The 18,164-nt window shown below is 64.9% G+C and carries 15 protein-coding genes and 1 pseudogene; 8 read left to right on the forward strand and 8 right to left on the reverse strand.

All coding sequences use genetic code 11. From position 1 onward, the window contains the following. The 7 genes from IM708_RS17740 to urtE all read left to right on the forward strand — a co-directional run. A partial coding sequence (locus IM708_RS17740; RefSeq protein WP_209427910.1) for a transposase occupies window positions 1–282 on the forward strand: 282 nt, incomplete at its 5' end. A 92-nt stretch (window positions 283–374) separates the two neighbouring features. Then, window positions 375–980, forward strand: coding sequence for a VPLPA-CTERM sorting domain-containing protein (locus tag IM708_RS21730; protein WP_209427911.1), 606 nt, complete (start codon window positions 375–377; stop codon window positions 978–980). A 482-nt stretch (window positions 981–1,462) separates the two neighbouring features. Further along, window positions 1,463–2,743 carry an urea ABC transporter substrate-binding protein gene (gene urtA / locus IM708_RS17750; RefSeq protein ID WP_209427912.1) on the forward strand — a complete coding sequence of 427 codons (1,281 nt, stop codon included), beginning with the start codon at window positions 1,463–1,465 and terminating at the stop codon, window positions 2,741–2,743. Between the two features lie 68 nt (window positions 2,744–2,811). Continuing rightward, window positions 2,812–4,779: an urea ABC transporter permease subunit UrtB gene (urtB, locus tag IM708_RS17755; protein ID WP_209427913.1), complete on the forward strand. Its 1,968-nt coding sequence runs from the start codon at window positions 2,812–2,814 to the stop codon at window positions 4,777–4,779. Window positions 4,780–4,788: 9 nt separating this feature from the next. After that, entirely contained in the window at window positions 4,789–5,994 is a 1,206-nt protein-coding gene (gene urtC / locus IM708_RS17760) for an urea ABC transporter permease subunit UrtC (protein ID WP_209427924.1), read from the forward strand. Beyond that, entirely contained in the window at window positions 5,991–6,731 is a 741-nt protein-coding gene (gene urtD, locus IM708_RS17765; protein WP_209427914.1) for an urea ABC transporter ATP-binding protein UrtD, read from the forward strand. Before urtC ends, urtD begins: the two co-directional genes overlap by 4 nt. Before the next feature lie 3 nt (window positions 6,732–6,734). Beyond that, window positions 6,735–7,430 (forward strand): urea ABC transporter ATP-binding subunit UrtE, encoded by a 696-nt coding sequence (gene urtE / locus IM708_RS17770; RefSeq protein WP_209427915.1) that lies wholly within the window; start codon window positions 6,735–6,737, stop codon window positions 7,428–7,430. Between the two features lie 115 nt (window positions 7,431–7,545). Here the strand turns inward: urtE and IM708_RS17775 are convergent. From IM708_RS17775 to IM708_RS17810, 8 genes and pseudogenes are all read right to left on the reverse strand, one after another. After that, window positions 7,546–7,908 (reverse strand): annotated as a pseudogene (locus IM708_RS17775) (IS5 family transposase); the annotation flags it as partial. An 81-nt stretch (window positions 7,909–7,989) separates the two neighbouring features. After that, window positions 7,990–8,853 carry an alpha/beta hydrolase gene (locus IM708_RS17780; protein ID WP_209427916.1) on the reverse strand — a complete coding sequence of 288 codons (864 nt, stop codon included), beginning with the start codon at window positions 8,851–8,853 and terminating at the stop codon, window positions 7,990–7,992. Beyond that, entirely contained in the window at window positions 8,850–10,763 is a 1,914-nt protein-coding gene (locus tag IM708_RS17785) for an acyl CoA:acetate/3-ketoacid CoA transferase (protein ID WP_245243290.1), read from the reverse strand. Before IM708_RS17785 ends, IM708_RS17780 begins: the two co-directional genes overlap by 4 nt. Beyond that, window positions 10,763–11,866, reverse strand: coding sequence for an alpha/beta fold hydrolase (locus IM708_RS17790; protein WP_209427918.1), 1,104 nt, complete (start codon window positions 11,864–11,866; stop codon window positions 10,763–10,765). The genes IM708_RS17785 and IM708_RS17790 overlap by 1 nt, the downstream gene beginning before the upstream one ends. A gap of 11 nt (window positions 11,867–11,877) precedes the next feature. Next, window positions 11,878–12,699 carry a poly(R)-hydroxyalkanoic acid synthase subunit PhaE gene (locus IM708_RS17795; RefSeq protein ID WP_209427919.1) on the reverse strand — a complete coding sequence of 274 codons (822 nt, stop codon included), beginning with the start codon at window positions 12,697–12,699 and terminating at the stop codon, window positions 11,878–11,880. A gap of 9 nt (window positions 12,700–12,708) precedes the next feature. Then, window positions 12,709–13,863: an iron-containing alcohol dehydrogenase gene (locus IM708_RS17800; RefSeq protein WP_209427920.1), complete on the reverse strand. Its 1,155-nt coding sequence runs from the start codon at window positions 13,861–13,863 to the stop codon at window positions 12,709–12,711. A 10-nt stretch (window positions 13,864–13,873) separates the two neighbouring features. Then, a complete protein-coding gene (locus IM708_RS17805; RefSeq protein ID WP_209427921.1) occupies window positions 13,874–15,508 on the reverse strand; it encodes an acetolactate synthase large subunit in 1,635 nt (544 codons plus the stop codon). Window positions 15,509–16,133: 625 nt separating this feature from the next. Further along, window positions 16,134–17,018, reverse strand: a complete 885-nt coding sequence (locus IM708_RS17810; RefSeq protein WP_209427922.1) for a transglutaminase family protein — start codon at window positions 17,016–17,018, stop codon at window positions 16,134–16,136. Between the two features lie 73 nt (window positions 17,019–17,091). Here IM708_RS17810 and IM708_RS17815 point away from each other — a divergent pair, with 73 nt between their 5' ends. After that, a complete protein-coding gene (locus IM708_RS17815; RefSeq protein WP_209427923.1) occupies window positions 17,092–18,012 on the forward strand; it encodes a transglutaminase family protein in 921 nt (306 codons plus the stop codon). Window positions 18,013–18,164 lie beyond the last annotated feature (152 nt).

Below are 18,164 nucleotides of genomic sequence, written 5' to 3' on the forward strand. Positions count from 1 at the left end.
GGCTTGCTGTCGCGGGACCATGTGCATCTGCTGGTCTCAATCCCACCAAAGCGCTCGGTCTCGGCTGTGGTGCAGCGGATGAAGGGAGCTCGGCGCGTATCGTTCAGCGCGATTCTCCGTCCATCGGCTCGTCCTCGTCCGCAGCGCTGCATCGAGCAACTACCCGCCCGGCGTGGCAGGGGCGCCCCCTTCCGCCCAACCGCCGCGCCACCGCATACCCTCCGGCGTTTTTCTGCCCATATCCTGCGCGATGAAATTTTCCTGGGAACGCGGATCTCGTAGCGGTGTTGTCATGCGGAATGCGCCGACGTCCGGATATTTCCAGTCGTCAAACTGCGATCGTCACCCCGGCCGCTTCGATGCGGCGGGTTTTCGTGAAGGTGAACGCCATGCTGAGAACCGCGACAGCTGCCCTCGTCCTTTCCTTCGCCGCCGGCGCCGCCGCTGCCGCTAGCGTCCGGGTGCTCGACACCGCCTGCGTCCGCAGCCCGGTCGCCGCTGTCGCGCCGGGCCTTGGTGGCAAAATCTGCACCAGGGGAACCCTTGGCACCGATTCCGGTCCGGTGATGCCCGCCGCGCACAGCGATGTCCACCGCCTCGGCCGCGGTCCCAGCCTGGCGGTAGACGCCGAAGCGACCTTCGTCGGTTCCCCGCACTTCGGCGTTGCCCGCGCCGCGCCGCCGGCGCATGCCATGAAGCGCGCGCCGGTCTCCACCGGGCAGGGCCGGGGCAACGGCATTTCGCCAGCCGCGCCGGGCAACCCGCCGTTCGTCGCGCCCGGCGTCGGTCCGGGGGCCGCTCTGCCCCCCGGCGCCGCCATCCCCCCGATCTTCGACCCCATCACCCGGCCGAAGCACGCGAACGACGCCGAACCGATTGATGCAGTCCCGATCACGATCCCGCTGCCCGCCAGTGGCTGGTTGATGCTGGGCGTCTTCGGCGCGCTGGCCCTAGTCCGCCGCCGTCGCGTGGTGGCCTAGCCGGCGCCCAAGGCGGCGTATCGGCGGCTTGCCCCGCGAAGGGAGATCGAACCGCCTGGGGTTACCGGAGAGTAAAACACTCAAGGGTTGGCCCCATGACAAAGCAGAGATTCACCCCCGTCTATTCCGATGAACTTCGTGAACGCGGTGTTCGGTCGTCCCGAGAGAACCGCGCCGCTGCATTGCAGCGCAAAAACTATGCGCGCCTCGCGACAAATGCCTAGATAGTCGCCAAATTCAGCGTCCGATCCCCCAAAGACCTTCTGACGACGACAGGCGTTTGCCTTGCGCCAGGCGGCAAGCAAGAAAGCGTGTGCCGATAACGCAACCATCGGTGCGTCCCACGGTCCAGATTTCGAAGTGCCGACCGCCGGGCTTGGAAAACAGCCGACTGCTGCGCAGGACAATGTCTGCACTGAATTGCCGAGAGGCAAGCGATGCTGTCCGGTTGCATGCTGTCACATGCAAGGAGCATGCGAATAATGACCAAGAGAATCCTCATCGCTTCCGCTGCCGCAACATCGTTGGCCACTGCCAGCGCCGCCCTCGCAGACTGCCCGATCCAGGTGGGTGTGCTGCATTCGCTCTCAGGCAGCATGGCGATTTCGGAAACGACTTTACGCGATGTCATGCTGATGCTGGTCGAACAGCAAAACGCCGAGGGCGGCCTTCTGGGCTGCGAGCTTGAGGCTGTGGTCGTAGATCCCGCGTCTGACTGGCCGCTTTTCGCCGAACTCACCCGCCAGTTGCTGACCGTGAACGAGGTGGACGTGATCTTCGGTGCCTGGACCTCGGTCAGCCGAAAGGCGCTTTTGCCGGTGCTGGAGGAATTGAACGGGCTGATGTTCTATCCGGTGCAGTACGAGGGCCAGGAAAGCTCGCGCAACGTCTTCTACACCGGCGCCGCGCCGAACCAGCAGGCGATCCCGGCGGTGGACTACTTCCTGGAGGAACTGGGCGTCGAAAGCTTCGCACTTTTGGGAACCGACTACGTCTATCCGCGCACCACCAACGCGATCTTGGCGAGCTACCTGGCCGAACAGGGCATCGCCGAGGAGGACATCTTCGTCAACTACACGCCCTTCGGCCATTCCGACTGGTCGACCATCGTCTCTGATGTGGTGGCGCTCGGCGCCGGCGGCAAGCAGGTAGGCGTGATTTCGACAATCAACGGCGATGCGAACATCGGTTTCTACACCGAACTCGCCGCACAAGGGATCAGCGCCGACGACATCCCGGTCGTCGCCTTCTCGGTCGGCGAGGAGGAGCTTTCGGGCCTCGACACCTCGCGTCTGGTCGGTCACCTGGCGGCGTGGAACTACTTCATGTCCGCCGACACCGCCGAGAACGAGGCCTTCATCGCGGATTGGCACGAGTTCATTGGCGACGAGGATCGGGTGACCAACGACCCGATGGAGGCGCATTACATCGGCTTCAACATGTGGGTGAACGCGGTCGAGGCCGCCGGGACCACCGATGTCGATGCCGTGCGCGAGGCGATGTGGGGGCAGGAATTCCCCAACCTCACCGGCGGTATGGCGGTGATGAACACCAATCATCACCTCTCCAAGCCCGTACTGATCGGTGAAATCCGCGCCGACGGGCAGTTCGATATCATCAGCCAGACCGAGGAGGTTCCGGGCGAGGCCTGGTCACCCTTCCTGGCCGAGAGCGCGTCATTGACCAGCGACTGGCAGGGGCTTGGCTGCGGGATGTTCGACACCGGGTCGGAAACCTGCGTGCAATTGACCTCGAACTACTGAAACTTCCGCGGCAGCGGGAGGCGCATCCTCCCGCAGCCGTTCCCCTCCGGACCATGAAAGCTTCGCTTATGCCGCGTTCGATCCGCATGGCAATCCTGTTTGCGTGCCTTGTGGCAACTGTAGCCTTCCGCGCCGCGCCGGTCGCAGCGCAGTCCCCGCTGCAGGAGGTTCTGCAAACGGTGCAGGATCAGGTTGCGAACCCCGCGCGCCGGACAGTGCCAGAGGTTCTGGACGCGCTGCTTGCAACCGAGGCCCCTGGCCGGTTGGAATTCCTCCGCGCCTGGGCCGAGCGCGAGGTCTATGTGCGCCCAGGTGACGGGCTTTTCTTCTACGCCCGCGACGCGGCTGACCAGAGCCTCGTCCTTCTCGACATCGACACGGGGGCAGAAATCGACCGGGTAGGCAGTCGCGACGTCAACCAGATCCGTCCCAACGCCGGCGTCCGGCGCGAGATCGCCGCGGCGCTGGTAAAGTTCGAGCTATTGGACCCCGAGCCCGCGCAGCGCCGCGCGGCGCTGGAGACTGTGGCGCGAAGCCCCGATCCTGAGCAGATCCCGGCACTGCGTGCCGCGTTGGCTGAGGAGGATGACCCCGGCATCGCGGCGCGGATGGAGCGGCTGATCAACCTGCTCGTCGCCCGGTTCGCGCCGGACACGGCAACGCGTGTGGCGGCCGTCGAAAGCCTTTCGGGCGACATCAGCACCGAAGCGCGGCGGGTTCTGAACCAGCTTCTGCAGACGCGCACGGACTTCGCCGAGACCCGACCCGAGGACACCAATCTCGCCACTCTCCGCACGGTCGGAGGCGATATCGGGCTGGAGGATGCCTATGCACGGCTCGCCGACGCCGGGCACTTTCCGCCGCGGCCGGGCCACAATGCCATCCGCGACGCGCTGCGCGCCCATGTGGTGGCGGGCGAGGTGGGCGGCGTCCCGGTGCACCGGCTCGACACCGACGCGGCGCGGCACGAGGCCTACCGCGCGCTGGAGGAGGCGGGGTCCGTTCCGCCGCTGGTCACGCAGGCCGACATGGAGGCCGCGGTTTCGCAATACGTCTTCTTCGACGCCTACCTGGAGCCCGACCCGGCGGTCACCGACGCCGCCCGCGCCGCGCTGGACAGCACGCGCACCGCGATCTCTGCATGGCAGTTCCTGGGCATCACGCTCGATGCGCTGTCGCTGGCGTCGATCTTCTTTCTGGCCGCGATCGGTCTTGCCATCACCTTCGGCGTGATGCGGGTAATCAACATGGCGCATGGCGAGTTCATCATGATGGGTGCCTACACCGGCTATGTCGTCCAGACGCTGATTCCCAGCTACACGGTAAGCTTGGTCGTCGCGCTGCCGCTCGCCTTCGGCGTGGCCTTCGCCGCAGGTGTTTCGATGGAGCGCCTGGTCATTCGCCACCTCTATACCCGACCGCTGGAGACGCTGCTGGCGACCTTCGGGATCTCCATCGCACTGCAGCAACTGGCCAAGAACGTGTTCGGCACTCAGGCCCGCCCGCTGACCGCACCGGACTGGTTGGCTGGCGCGATCCGCTTCAACGACATCGTGTCGATTTCCACCATTCGGGTGGCGATCTTCGTTCTGGCGCTGATGTTCTTGCTGCTCCTTCTCTACATCCTCAATCGTACGCGGCTGGGACTGGAGGTGCGCGCGGTCACGCAGAACCCTGGGATGGCGGGTTCGATGGGCATCAGCCCCGACCGGATCAACATGCTGACCTTCGGCCTCGGCTCCGGCATCGCCGGGGTTGCCGGGGTGGCTATCGGGCTCTACGCGCAGGTGACGTCGGAAATGGGCGCCAACTACATTGTGCAAAGCTTCATGACTGTCGTCGTCGGTGGCGTCGGTTCGGTCTTCGGTACGCTCGCCGGCGCCGGGCTGATCGGCGCATTGCAGAAGGGTATCGAGTGGTTCAACCCTGCCAACACTCTGGCCGCGCAGACCTATATGGTGCTGTTCATCATCCTGTTCATTCAATTCCGTCCCAAGGGCATCGTCGCGCTCAAGGGCCGGGCCGCGGGAGATTGATCGTTGACGATGCAGCTTTCCGAGGACCCGCAAGCCGTTGCGCCTGCCCCGCGCCGAACTTTCCTGTACGAGAACCCGTCGGTTTTGTGGTTCATGGCCTGCCTCGGCCTCTTCACGCTGATCGTCAGCGTGCTGTCGGAAGGGATGGGGACCGGATTGATCTCGACCTCGCTGGTCAAGATCCTCGGCATGACGCTGTGCCTGTGTCTGATTGCCATCGCGATGGACGTGGTTTGGGGCTATTGCGGCATCCTTAGCCTGGGGCATTTCGCCTTCTTCGGGATCGGTGGCTACGCGATCGGCATGTGGCTGATGTATGCCCGCACCGAGATCGTGGTCCGCGGCAATCTGGCCGCCGGCACCATCCCGCCGACCGAGGCCGAGGTGGCCGAGGCGGTCGCGGCGCAGATCTTCGGCGTCGTCGGATCGTCCGAATTGCCGCTGATCTGGACTTTCGCGGGTTCACTGCCCTTCCAGCTTGCCATGGTCGTGCTGGTTCCGGGTCTCCTGGCACTGGTCTTCGGCTGGCTCGCGTTCCGCAGCCGCGTCACGGGCGTGTACCTGTCGATCCTGACGCAGGCGATGACGCTGGCGCTGTCGCTCTACCTCTTTCAGAACGACACCGGGCTGAGGGGCAACAACGGGCTGTCGGGCCTGCAGAACATCCCCGGCGCCCTCGACGTGCCGCAATCGGTGCTGTCGGTCTGGTTCTTCTGGGCCTCGGCGGCGGCGCTCGGGGCGGGATATCTCTTCTTCGCCTGGGTGGTCTCGGGCAAATTCGGCTCGGTCATCCGCGCCATTCGCGACAACAAGACCCGCGTGCGCTTCCTCGGCTATAATGTCGAGGGCTACAAGCTTTTCGTCTTCACCCTCACGGCTGTCATCTCGGGCATTGCTGGCGCGCTCTACTATCCCCAGGCCGGCATCATCAACCCCGCCGAGATTGCGCCCATCGCCTCCATTTACCTCGCTGTCTGGGTGGCGATCGGCGGGCGCGGGCGGCTTTACGGGGCGGTGATCGGCGCGGTCACCGTCTCGCTTCTGTCCAGCTGGCTGACCGGCGGCGGAGCGCCCAACATCGACTTCGGCTTCTACCGGATCGTCTGGACGGACTGGTGGCTGGTGCTGCTGGGACTCGGCTTCGTCCTGGTGACGTTGTTCTTTCCCAAGGGGATCGGCGGGCTCTTCGACTACCTGGTTAGGAAGAAGGAATGACCAATTTGCTCGAGGTCTCGGACGTCTCCGTCACCTTCGACGGCTTCCGAGCAATCAACAACCTGTCCTTCGCCATTGCCGAGCCCGAACTGCGCGCGGTTATCGGACCCAACGGTGCGGGAAAGACCACTTTCATGGACATCGTCACCGGCAAGACTCGCCCCGACAGCGGACGCGTGCTTTGGGGCGAGCGGCAGGTGGACTTGCTGAAGCTGTCCGAGTCGCAGATCGCCAAGACAGGGATCGGCCGAAAGTTCCAGAAACCCACCGTATTCGAGGAACAGAGCGTACGGGAAAACCTCGCCATGGCGCTAGCGAACCGGCGTGGACCATTTTCGGTCCTCTTCTGGAAAGCGACTGCGCATGACCAGGCCCGCATCGAGGAACTGGCCGCGGAGATCGGCCTTGCCGACCGTGTCGACCATCGCGCAGGAGACCTGAGCCATGGGCAGAAGCAGTGGCTGGAAATCGGCATGCTGCTGGCTCAGGAGCCCCGGCTGCTGCTTGTCGATGAACCCGCCGCGGGTATGACCCCGGCAGAGCGCGCGCATACGACGGACCTGCTGAAAGGCGCCGCGCGAAGTCGCGCGGTCATGGTGATCGAGCACGACATGGAATTTATCCGCCGCCTCGACTGCCGCGTCACTGTCCTGCACGAAGGTGCAGTCCTTGCCGAGGGCTCGCTGGAACATGTCACAAGAAACCAGCAGGTGATCGATGTCTATTTGGGACGCTAGGAGATGCTGACGGTCGAAAATCTGACGCTGCATTACGGCGCCTCGCAGATCCTGCATGGCCTCTCGCTGAGCGCGAGGCCGGGCGCCGTCACGGCTGTGATGGGCACCAATGGTGTCGGCAAGACGAGCCTGCTGCGCGCGATAGCCGGCCGCCATCCGTATTCCGGCGGCAGGATCGTGCTGGATGGCAATGTGCTTGACCACCCAAGCGCCGTGCAGTGCGCCCGCGCCGGGATTGCCTATGTGCCGCAGGGCCGCGAAATATTTCCCCTCCTGACCGTGATGGAAAACCTGCAGACCGGGTTCTCCTGCCTGCCCCGGAACGCGTGTCGCATACCCGACAGGATATTCGACCTGTTCCCGGTGCTTGAGCAGATGAAGAACCGACGCGGTGGCGACCTGTCGGGCGGTCAGCAGCAACAGCTTGCTATCGCGCGCGCCCTGATTACCCAACCCAGGGTTCTGCTGCTGGACGAACCGACCGAGGGCATTCAACCCAATATCATCAAGCAGATTGGCAAGGTCATCGAGATGCTGCGCAAGGAAGGCGACATCGCCATCGTCCTGGTCGAGCAGTATTTCGATTTCGCTTTCGGGTTGGCTGACGATTTCTGCATACTCAACCGCGGCAAGGTAGTCCTGGCGAAACCCGCCGGAGCGGTCAGCAAACAGGAGATTCTGGCAGGCGTCAGCCTTTGATGCACGGGAAGGCGTGTGTTGATTATGCGGGCGGTCACAGAAGAACCCGGCGTGGGCGGAGCGGCTGCTCGCATAGCTTTCCCGCATGCCTAGGCTCCAGACTCATTGAATTTCGAAGCCAGAAGATGACGGCTGTGGCGAGGGCGTCGGCGGAGAGGAAGGTCTTGGCACACCTGTCGTAGCGTGTCGCGATGCGGCGCCATTCCTTCAGCCCGCCGAACATGATCTCGATGCGGTTGCGGCGCTTGTAGCGGCGCTTGTCGTATCGGACGGCCTCGCCGCGGGACTTCCGGCCCGGGATGCAAGGACGTATCCCCTTGTCTTTCAACGCGTCTCGGAACCGGTCGGCATCATATCCACGGTCCGCGATCAGCCATTCAGCGGCAGGCAGGCTGCTCAACAGGGCTGCCGCTCCGGTGTCGTCGCTGACCTGGCCCGCCGTCATGAAGAACCGCAACGGCCGACCTTTCGCATCCGTGAATGCCGCGCGGGCATCGAGCGAAGGCAAGTGTCGTGTTCGCGCAGACGTTGCCTGCCCTCCGGCCGAGCAGCGAGCGTTCTACCGGTCGAGCCAATTCTGCACCGGATCAATCTGCTCGGCCGCGTTCAGCGTCGGTGCATGGCCGATGCCATCGAACTCGATGACTTCGGCATGCGGAAGACGGCGGCACATCCTGTCGAGAAGCCGCGGGGTCAAGAAGTCGGACTCTGTCCCGCGCAGGATAAGCACCGGGCAGGTGATGCGGTCCCAGTATCGCCAGAGATTGAAGTGGACCAGCAACCACGTACGGCGGGAGTTCTTCGATATTCCCGGGTCGAAAGCGAGGCGAAAGCCGGCCTCGGTCTCGGTAGAACTGGTTCGAGCCATCCGTCGCCAGTCGGCGTCGGTCATAGGGCCGAATGGGGCGAGGGTGGCGCGCAGGTGCGTTTCGACTTCCTCGAGGTTATCGAAGCGACGGTCCTCTCGCATGTATTCCGAGACCCGCCAGAGCGCCGACAGCGGCACCTCTGGCGCGATGTCGTTGACGACGAGGCGACGGATCGGCGAGTTTGGGAGGCCGGCGAACGCAATCCCCATCATGCCGCCGAGCGAGGTACCGATCCAGTCGTAGCGCTCGGCGCCGACACGCGCGGCGAGCACGGTGAGGTCGATGTTGTACTGAAGGAGGTTGTAGTCATTCGGGTCAGGTAGCCACTCGCTGTGACCACGACCCACGAGGTCGGGACAGACCACACGTCGATCTACAGCGAGGCGCCGTGCCAGCGGGTCGAAGTCGTGGCTGTTCCGCGTAAGTCCGTGCACGCAGAACGCCGTTTTGGGGGCGTTCAGGTCGCCCCAATCCCGGTAGGCGATGTTATGGAACCCGTGGCGGCCGATGCTGCGCACCTTCGCTTCGCGCAGGGACGGTTCCGCGTTCGTCATGACGCCCACGTCAGGATCGCGTCGCGGCGTAGCTGCATCGTCAATTCGCGCTTGGCGAGTTCGGCGCCAAAGCGCGCGCGGGCGAACGGATTTCGGGTGAACCGGGTGGAAGAGCGATAGTAGGTCTTTTCCATCCGGGCCATCATGTCGGAATATGCCCCGTCGAGCGCGGGATCCACGCTGAACCCATCGTACCAGGCAATCATGTCGACTTTCCGGCCGCTGTCGTTGCAAAGCCCCTCGACGCGCGCGACGATGGCGTCGATGTCGCATTGCCTGCGCACCGCATAGCCGCGCAGGTTGACGAGGAGCCGGCCGGCATCGTCGAAGGCGATGCGCTCCTCGATCGGGGGGTCGAGAAGCTGGTCGCGCAGGCCCATCGGCTCGGTCAAGAAAAGCCGCGGGTCCATCGGCGCGACCGTGTCGATCGCGGGCTCGAAGTCCATATGTGCGAGGATATCGCGCTCCAGATCCACGCCGGGCGCGATTTCGATCAGCCGCAGGCCCTCCGCCGAGACGGTGAAGACGCAGCGTTCGGTCACATAGATCACCGGCTGCCCGGTCTCGACGGCAAGCTCGCCGGAATAGGTGATCTGCTCGACCTCGGCCACGAACTTGCGCACCCGGCCTTCGCGGACGATCCGCAGCGCGCCGTCCTCGATGACGGTCTCCAGCCCGCCCGCGGTGAAGGTGCCGGCGAGGACAAGGCGCGCGGCGTTCTGGCTGATGTTGATGAAGCCGCCGGCGCCGACGAAGCGGGGACCGAACTTGGAGACGTTGACATTGCCCTTCCGGTCGACCTCGGCCATGCCGAGGCAGGCCATGTCGAGCCCGCCGCCGTCGTAGAAATCGAACTGCAGGCTCTGCTGCAGGATCGCCTCGGGGTTTAGTGCAGCGCCGAAATCGAGGCCGCCCTGGGGCATGCCGCCGATCACGCCGGGCTCGGCGGTCAAGGTCACGTGCTCGAGCATGCCCTCTTCGGCGGCGACCGAGGCGACGCCTTCGGGCATGCCGATGCCGAGGTTGACCACGCCGCCCACGGGCAGTTCCAGCGCGGCCCGCCGGGCAATGACCTTGCGTGCGTCGAGCGGCATCGTCGGCAGCTTGTCCATCGGCACCCTGAGTTCACCCGAAAAGGCGTGACTATAGGGCGTGGCATAGGTCTGGGCGTGGTTCTCGGGGCGGGCGACGACGACGCAATCGACCAGCGGGCCGGGGATCAGGACGCGCTTGGGCATCAGCGAGCCGGGCAGGGCGACGCGTTCGACCTGAACGATGACGACCCCGTCGGAGTTATGCGCGGCCATCGCGGCCGAGGTGGCGTCGAGCTTCAGCGCCTCGCGCTCCATCGTGGCGTTGCCACGCAGGTCGGCGGTGGTGGCGCGCAGCAGGGCCACGTGGATCGGAAAGCAGCGGTAGAACAGCCATTCCTCGCCGTCGATCACCTGCAACTCGACCAGCTTCTCGGTGGAGCAGGCATTGATGCGCCCACCTTGCTGGCGCGGGTCGACGAAGGTGCGAAGCCCGACCTTCGACAGCATGCCGGGCTTGGCCCCGGCAATCTCGCGGTAGAGTTGCGACACGACCCCGAGGGGCAGGTTGTAGGCCTCGATACGGTTCTCGACCGCCATCGTCGCCAGCTTCTGCACCAGCGACCAGTGCCCGCCGATGGCCCGCCGCACCAGCCCGTCATGTGCAAGGCGGTTGAGGCCGCGATCCTTGCCGTCGCCGGGGGCGGCGGCAAAGACCAGCGTCAGGTCTCGCGGATGACCGGTGGCGAGGAACCGCTCCTCGAGCGCGATCAGCAACTCGTCGGGCGTGCCGACGCCGACGAAGCCCGAGATGCACACCGTATCACCGTCCCGGATGACCGAAACCGCATCGGCGCTGCTGACAACCTTGCCCTGCATCATTGCCTCTCGATCAGCCAGTCGAACACGGTTTTGCCGACGATGCCCTGCGACTTGCTGCTGACATAGACCCCGACATGCCCGCCCGGCAGCGGCAGTTCGGTGTAGTCGTCGGTGCCCACCAGTGGCCCGAGCGCCTTGGCGCAGGGTGGCGGGATGATGTGGTCCTGCAGCGCGAAGACGTTCAGAACCGGCATGGTGAGACGCTTGAGGTCGACCACCTCGCCGCCCATCTCGAACGTGCCCTTGACCAACCGGTTTTCCTTGTAAAGGTCGATCAGCCATTGCCGGGCCGCCGCGCCCGGATGGTGCGGCCGGTCGGCCAGCCATTTCTCCATCCGCAGGAAATTCATCAGCTTCTTGTCGTCGCCGGCAAGGTCGAGCAGGTCGACATTGTACTTCGTCAGGTTGCGCACCGGCGTCAGCATCTGGAAGACCGAGGCCAAGATCTCGCCCGGCAGGTTGCCGAAGGCGTCGATCAGCCGCTCGATGTCCCGCGTCTCCAGATTGCGGGTCCAGACGTTGAGAAAGCCGTGGGTCACATCCGGGTCGTCCGTGTCGGCATGAAAATCGATCGGCGTGATGGTGAGGATCAGGTTCTTGACCTTTTCGGCGTGCCGCGCGGCATACAGGGTCGAAAACGTGCCCCCCTCGCAGATGCCCAGCAGCGTGACCTTCTCGACGCCGGCCTCCTTTCGGATCCGATCCACGCAATCGTCGAGAAACCAGTCGATGTAGTCTTCGAGGCTGAGGAACTGATCGGCGAGCGTCGGGTTACCCCATTCGACGACGTAGAGGTCGACCCCGCGGCCCAGCAGGTTGCGCACCAGCGAGCGGTCCTCCTGCAGGTCGGCCATGGTGTAGCGCCCGACCAACCCGTAGACGATCAGCACCGGGCCAGTCTGGACCTCGACGCCCTCCAGCGGCGTATAGCGGCTCAGGGTGACTTTCTCAATGCGGATGATCTCGGTCTTGGGCGTGGCGCCCACATCGACATCCTCGTCGCGGATACGGCCAAGCGCCTCCGCGCTCTGGGCAAAGCGGGCGCCGAATTCCAGCGCCTCGCGCCAGGTCTGTTCGGGTCCATGGGTCTGGTCGGGCATGGCGGGGCCTTTCAGGTTTTCTTCTTCGCCGCGGGCTTGCGGCGGGGCGTTGCGCGCGCGGGCTTGGCTTCGGCCGCCGCAAGCCTGGATTTCAGGTCGCGGATCTGCGCGCGCATGCCATGAAGGGTCCGGTGCACATCGTCGATTTCGGTTCGCGTCGGGATCGAATGCGTCTCGCACCAGACCTCGATCAGCGCGCGTGACTTCAGCCGGTAGTCGACACCTGCCCTCAAGAGTTCGCGCTGCGCCTTGAGGAACGCGTCGGTGCGCTGCGTACGGATCAGTTCCGCGTTGGCGACCTTGAGCCAGCGGTCAAGCACCGCGCGCGGCCCCTGCTGCAGCAGGGAAGGATCGGCCATCGTTTCCTTCTGGAACGTGGCGAAGGCGCGCGTCCAGGCCCCGGCGGTGACGGCCTTGAAGGCCGCACTGGCCTGGCGCAGGGCCATCCACTCCTTGGTGACCTTCAGCACCTGCCGTTCAAGCGTGCCGATATCGGTGAACTCCGGTCCTTCGACAAGGCGCTGGATCGCCTGGTTCACCTCGTCCGTTCCCGCCACCAGAAACTGGCTCGGGTCCATCATCCGGCGCAGCGTCTCCTCGGCGATGCCGTCGAGCGACCCGCCCTCCGCGTCTGGCGACATTTGCCGCCCGACCGTCTTCTTCCAGTCCTCGGCCTGCTGCTGACACAGCTTCCAGTTGGCCTCGACCTCGCGCATCGCATCGGACCAGTCCGGTGCTTCGCCCGGCTTTGCCGACATCGACTCGGCGCCCTTCAAGAGCGCCGATGACCATGCGTCCAGAAACGGGTTGCCGGATTTGAAACCTTCAGCCATGTCCTGTCCTCACAATGCAGCCTCGTAGATCTCCAGCGCCGCGTCGTAGGTCATCTCGCGCGGGTTGTTCACCAGCAGGCGGGTCTGCTTCATCGCGTCCTCGGCCAGCATTGGCAGGTTGTTGTGGCTGACCCCGACCTCACTCAAACGGGTCTGCATCCCCAGGGCCGGTCCGAGCGCCTTCAGCGCGTCGACAAAGCCATTGGCTTGCCGGGCCACAGGCTGGCCGGCCAGTTCGGGAAAGACGAGCGGCGCAAGCTCTGCATAGAGCGCCTCAGCCTCGGACATGTTGAAGTCGAGCACATGCGGCAGCACAAGCGCGTTCGAGAGCCCGTGCGGCACATGAAAATGCCCGCCCAGCGGATAGGCCAGCGCATGGACCGCGGCCACCGGCGCGTTGGCAAAGGCCATCCCGGCCAACATGGAGCCGAGCAGCATCGCACCCCGGGCGTCGCGGTCCTGCGGTTCGTGGCAGGCCGTGCGGATGTTCGCGCCCAGCAGTTCCAGCGCCTGCCGCGCAAGGCAGTCCGACACGACGTTCTTCTTTACCTTCGAGGTATAGGCCTCGATCGCGTGCACCATGGCGTCGATGCCGGTGGCGGCTGTGATCGCTGCCGGCAGTCCGACCGTAAGCTCGGCATCCAGGATCGCCCAGTCCGGCAGCAATTGCGGCGAGACCACACCCTTCTTCTCGGACGCCCCCGTCGTGACGATTGAGATCGGCGTCACCTCCGAGCCCGTGCCCGCGGTGGTCGGCGCCAACACCAGCGGCAGGCGTCCGCCCTCGACAAGGCCCACGCCGTACATCGCCGACAGCGGCTGGTCCGAGTTGGCCAGCACCGCGATCAGCTTGGCGGTATCGAGCGAGCTGCCGCCACCCACGGACACCACCCCGTCGATCCCCTCGGCCCTGGCCCGCTCGACTGCGCCCAGGATCATCGCTTCCGGCGGGTCGGCGACGACCTCCGAAAAGATCCAGACGTCGACTCCGGCCTTGCGCAGCCCGTCGAGCGCCGCCTCGGCAAGACCAAGCTCCAGGATCATCGCGTCGGTGACGAAGGCGACCTTCCGGCACCCCTGACCGGCCATGATCTCCCCGATCTTCGCGGTCGCACCGACCTCGCAAAGGACCGAACGGGTGGTCTGGAAGGTGAATGATTTCATTTCAGTATCCTCATATGGGCGAGACGAGATTGCCGAGCTTCGCCGTCAGTTTCATGTTTTCGGCATAGTCGACCGGGCAGTCGATGATCGACACCGTGCCGTCGCCGAGGGCCGTCTGCAGCGTCGACAACAGGTCCTCCGTCCGCTCGACCCGGTAGCCTTTGGCGCCGAAGCTTTCGGCGAACATGACGAAGTCGGGGTTGTTGAACGCGATCGCGGTCGCGCGCTCGAAATGGCGCAGCTGGTGCCATTCGATCAGGCCGTACTTGGCGTCGTTGAAGATCAGGATGACGATGTCGAGCTTCAGTCGCAGCGCCGTCTCGATCTCCTGGCTGTTCATCAGGAACCCGGCATCGCCGCAAACCGCCACCACCTTCCGGTCCGGCAGCGCCAGCTTGGCGGCGATGGCGCCGGGCAGCGCGATGCCCATGGCGGCAAAGCCGTTCGAGATGATGCAGGTATTGGGCGCCTCGGCCTGGTACATGCGCGCGATCCACATCTTGTGGGCACCCACGTCGGAGATCACGATATCCTCGCGATCGAGCGCCTGGCGCAGGTCCCAGATGATCTTCTGCGGCTTGACCGGGAACTCCGTATCGTCGCGAAACTCGCCGATCTCGCGCGTGATGACATCGTGCAGCTTGTGACCGCCGGAACTGGTCCGTCGTTCCGCCCGCGCCGCGATGCGGCCGAGCGAGTCCGAGATTTCGCCCACCACGCCCGCCTCGAGCACGTAATGCGCGTCGACCTCGGCGGGGCTCTCGTCGATGTGGATGATCATCTTGTCGCGGTCGGGATTCCACAGCCTGGGGTGATATTCGACCATGTCGACGCCGACACAGATGATGAGGTCCGCCTGGTGGAAGCCGAAGGCGATGTAGTCGCGCGCCTGCAGGCCGATCGCGCCGAGGCAGAGCGGGTGGCTGAACGGGATCACGCCCTTTGCCATGAAGGTTGTCGCCACCGGCACGTTGAGCTTCTCGGCAAAATCGATCAGCGCCTCGGAGGCGCGCTCGCGCACGACACCGTTGCCCGCCATGATGATCGGCGCCTGGGCGCGCGAGATGATGTCGGCGACCTGTGCGCACTTGCCGGCCGGCGCGATTGGCGTCGCGGCGGACTGCACCTTCAGCGGCGGCATGTCCTCGACCTCGGCGCGTGCGATGTTTTCGGGGAAGCTGATGAAGCTGCATCCCGGCTTTTCGGATTGCGCCGTCTTGAACGCCTTGCGGACGATTTCGGGGATGGTCTCGGGCGCGGGGATCTGGGTCGAATACTTGGTGATCGGATCGAACAGATTGACCAGATCGAGGATCTGGTGACTCTCCTTGTGCATCCGCGTCGTCGCGCCCTGGCCGGCAATCGCCACCACCGGCGCCCGGTCCATGTTGGCGTCGGCGACGCCCGTGACCAGATTGGTCGCGCCCGGTCCAAGTGTCGAAAGGCAAACCCCGGCCCGCCCCGTCAGCCTGCCGTAGACGTCCGCCATGAATGCCGCGCCCTGTTCGTGGCGTGTCAGCACGAAGCGTATGGGGCTGTCGTGCAGCGCGTCGAGCGTATCTATGTTCTCTTCGCCCGGTAAACCGAAGATATAGTCGACCCCTTCGTTCTCCAAGCACCGTACAAACAGTTCACCGCCCTTCATGGCGTCTCCTTTACCGAGATTTATTTTGATTTCCTTTGAGCGCTAAATCCTCCAACCGGTCAGACGGAGCATCGTTCCCTCGTCGGCACGTCATCCACGCGGGCGGTCGTGGTGACGGGCTATGCAGGCGCCCTCTTGCTGGAAATCTTGACGACCAGTTCCGCGCCGGTCTGCCGCGGCTGGTGGCGGTGGACGGCCACCGCGCGCTGGTCGCGCTGATGGAGCCGGCGCCGGCGTCACCGGCATCGACCACGTCGCCCAGACCATGCGCCAAGACGGAATGCTGAGTTGGGCGCTTTTCTACACCCTTCTCGTCGCTGCCGAGCGGCGCGAACGACTTTGGCGACGTCGCCACCCGCTTCGGCCTCGCACACTGCCTCCTCGACCGGCTGAGGACGAAAAACATCCTCTATGACCGCGACGACGGCGGCGAGCTTTTTAAAGTTCTAAACCCGCCCCTTCGGTGACGGGCTTTTCTTCGAGATCGTGGGACGCGGCGGCGGCTACCAGCGCTACGGCCCCCCCCAACGCTCCCTTCCGCCTCGCCGCCCAGAAGCGGTTGCTCAGGCCGGCGAGCATGCCCCGACGATGCCCCAGGCCGTCCGGCGGCCGCGCCGGTTACACGTCAGTCGACCGGTGCCAGCGTCAGCGCCTCGGTGTCAGGCCGGCTCTTCAGCATCTCGTGCAGCGTCTCGTCGGCGGGGGTGCCGGGAACCTCGTCGGTCCAGACCCGGAACGTCTTCAGGTCATAGGCGCCGAACGAGGTGATCATCGCCCCATCGGCGGCGTCGCGCCCGCGCACCATCAGCACGCGGCCGATCCGCGGCGTGTTGTAGCGCGCGTCGAACGTGTACCAGCGCCCGCCCAGATACGCCTCGAACCAAGCGCAGAAATCGCCGGGGCCGGAATAGGGCACGCCGATGTCGCCCAGGTAGCCGCTGGCGTAGCGGGCAGGGACGTTCATGGCGCGGCAGAAGGCGATGGCGAGATGCGCGAAATCGCGGCAGACGCCGGTCTTTTCGCACTGCGCGTCGCTGGCGGTCTTGGTCGGCCGGCCGAAGCCGTAGCCGAAGGTCAGGTGGTTGTGGACATGGTTGCAGATCGCCTGCACCAGTGCCCATCCCGGCGGCGTGGCGCCGAAAAGCCGCAGCGCCTCGGGCGCCAGCGCATCGGAATCGCAGTAGCGGCTGGCGGTCAGGAACGGCAGCGTCTCAGGCGGCAGGTCGCGTACGTTGTGCTGCTGCGCGTACCAGTCGAAGGCGTCGGGCTTGCCGTCGACCTCGACGATGCAGTCCGACCAGAGCGTCAGCCGCCCGGCCGGTGCCGTCAGCCGGGTCAGCCGGTTGCCGAAGCCATCCAGGAACGTCTCCATCGGCAATGCGGGCTCTGCCTGCACGCCTGCCGGCCCGATGATCCGGCCCTTGAAGCTGGAATGCGGCGAAAGCGCGAGGATGAGTACGGTATCCCCCTTGCTGTCGATGACGATCTCATGGCCGATGCGAATGAACATTGCCGTCCTTCCTGTCCTGACGTAGGGTCTGGGCGCGCTTCGCCCGCCTGCCCTGTGACGACCGATCCCGTCCTTGCCCGATGCGCGCCACCATTCCGCATCGAAGGATGTTCCGATCCGAACCCTGCGCATCACGCACGAAACGCGATACACCTATGACCGCCCGGTCGTCTTCGGCGAGCATCGCCTGATGATCCGTCCGCGCGACGGGCATGACATGCGGGTTCTCGATTCCAGCCTGACCGTGTCGCCAAGGGCCGACGTGCACTGGGCCTTCGACACCTTTGGTAACTCGGTGGCGCTGCTTTCGTTCCACGACGCCGGTGACGAACTGGTGATCGAAAGCGAGTTGTTGCTGCGCCGCTACGGCCTCGACGAACCGATGGCCCGGATCGAGCGCTTCGCGGGCGGCTATCCCGTGGACTACGACCCGGACGAGCAGATCGACCTCGGCCCCTGCCTGTTGGCCGATCAGCCCCAGGACAAGGAAGTGCTGGCGGCATGGATCGCAGAAGCGTTGCCCGAACTTCCCGGCAGCAGCCTGCAGGTTCTGCATGCGCTGGGTACCGCCGTTCACCAGAGTTTCCGCTACGCCCGGCGCGAGGAAGAGGGCGTGCAGTCGCCGGCCGAGACGATCCGCCTCGGCTCCGGGACCTGTCGCGATTTCGCGCTTCTGTTCATGGACGCCGCCCGACAACTCGGGTTCTCGGCGCGCTTCGTCACCGGCTACCTGCATGACGAGGCGTCCGGCAACGACACCGGCGAGGACATGACCGGCGGCGGCGCGACCCATGCCTGGGCGGATGTCTTCGTCCCCGGCGCCGGCTGGGTGGAATTCGACCCCACCAACCGCATCTTCGCCAGCCGCAACCTGATCCGCGTAGCGACGAGCCGCACCCCGTCCCAGGCCCTTCCGGTCAGCGGAACCTTCGTGGCAGAGGGCGGGAAGCTTCTTCACCTGAAGGTTTCCGTCTCAGTCACCCAGGCGGAATAGCACGCGCAGGCGTAAGGCGGGCAGCTTACTTTCCGGCGTCCAACCTATTGTTTTTGAGGAATGATGGTGCCGGGGGCGGCATTGAATTAGTACATATTGATGCTTTACGGCGCGTTTCAATTTTCATAAATGTAACCTAATCAGTGCATTAA

Origin of the sequence: Pararhodobacter sp. SW119, assembly GCF_017811755.1 — a bacterium.
In the GTDB taxonomy this organism is placed as follows: domain Bacteria; phylum Pseudomonadota; class Alphaproteobacteria; order Rhodobacterales; family Rhodobacteraceae; genus Pararhodobacter.

What these genes read in the sequence shown, in the direction of transcription:
- IM708_RS17800 (WP_209427920.1), bottom strand. Translation starts at nt 13,863, where the DNA reads ATGAAATCATTCACCTTCCAGACCACCCGTTCGGTCCTTTGCGAGGTC.
- IM708_RS17780 (WP_209427916.1), bottom strand. Translation starts at nt 8,853, where the DNA reads ATGACGAACGCGGAACCGTCCCTGCGCGAAGCGAAGGTGCGCAGCATC.
- IM708_RS17785 (WP_245243290.1), bottom strand. Translation starts at nt 10,763, where the DNA reads ATGCAGGGCAAGGTTGTCAGCAGCGCCGATGCGGTTTCGGTCATCCGG.
- IM708_RS17810 (WP_209427922.1), bottom strand. Translation starts at nt 17,018, where the DNA reads ATGTTCATTCGCATCGGCCATGAGATCGTCATCGACAGCAAGGGGGAT.
- urtC (WP_209427924.1), top strand. Translation starts at nt 4,789, where the DNA reads ATGCAGCTTTCCGAGGACCCGCAAGCCGTTGCGCCTGCCCCGCGCCGA.
- urtD (WP_209427914.1), top strand. Translation starts at nt 5,991, where the DNA reads ATGACCAATTTGCTCGAGGTCTCGGACGTCTCCGTCACCTTCGACGGC.
- IM708_RS17790 (WP_209427918.1), bottom strand. Translation starts at nt 11,866, where the DNA reads ATGCCCGACCAGACCCATGGACCCGAACAGACCTGGCGCGAGGCGCTG.
- IM708_RS17805 (WP_209427921.1), bottom strand. Translation starts at nt 15,508, where the DNA reads ATGAAGGGCGGTGAACTGTTTGTACGGTGCTTGGAGAACGAAGGGGTC.
- urtB (WP_209427913.1), top strand. Translation starts at nt 2,812, where the DNA reads ATGCCGCGTTCGATCCGCATGGCAATCCTGTTTGCGTGCCTTGTGGCA.
- urtE (WP_209427915.1), top strand. Translation starts at nt 6,735, where the DNA reads ATGCTGACGGTCGAAAATCTGACGCTGCATTACGGCGCCTCGCAGATC.
- urtA (WP_209427912.1), top strand. Translation starts at nt 1,463, where the DNA reads ATGACCAAGAGAATCCTCATCGCTTCCGCTGCCGCAACATCGTTGGCC.
- IM708_RS17795 (WP_209427919.1), bottom strand. Translation starts at nt 12,699, where the DNA reads ATGGCTGAAGGTTTCAAATCCGGCAACCCGTTTCTGGACGCATGGTCA.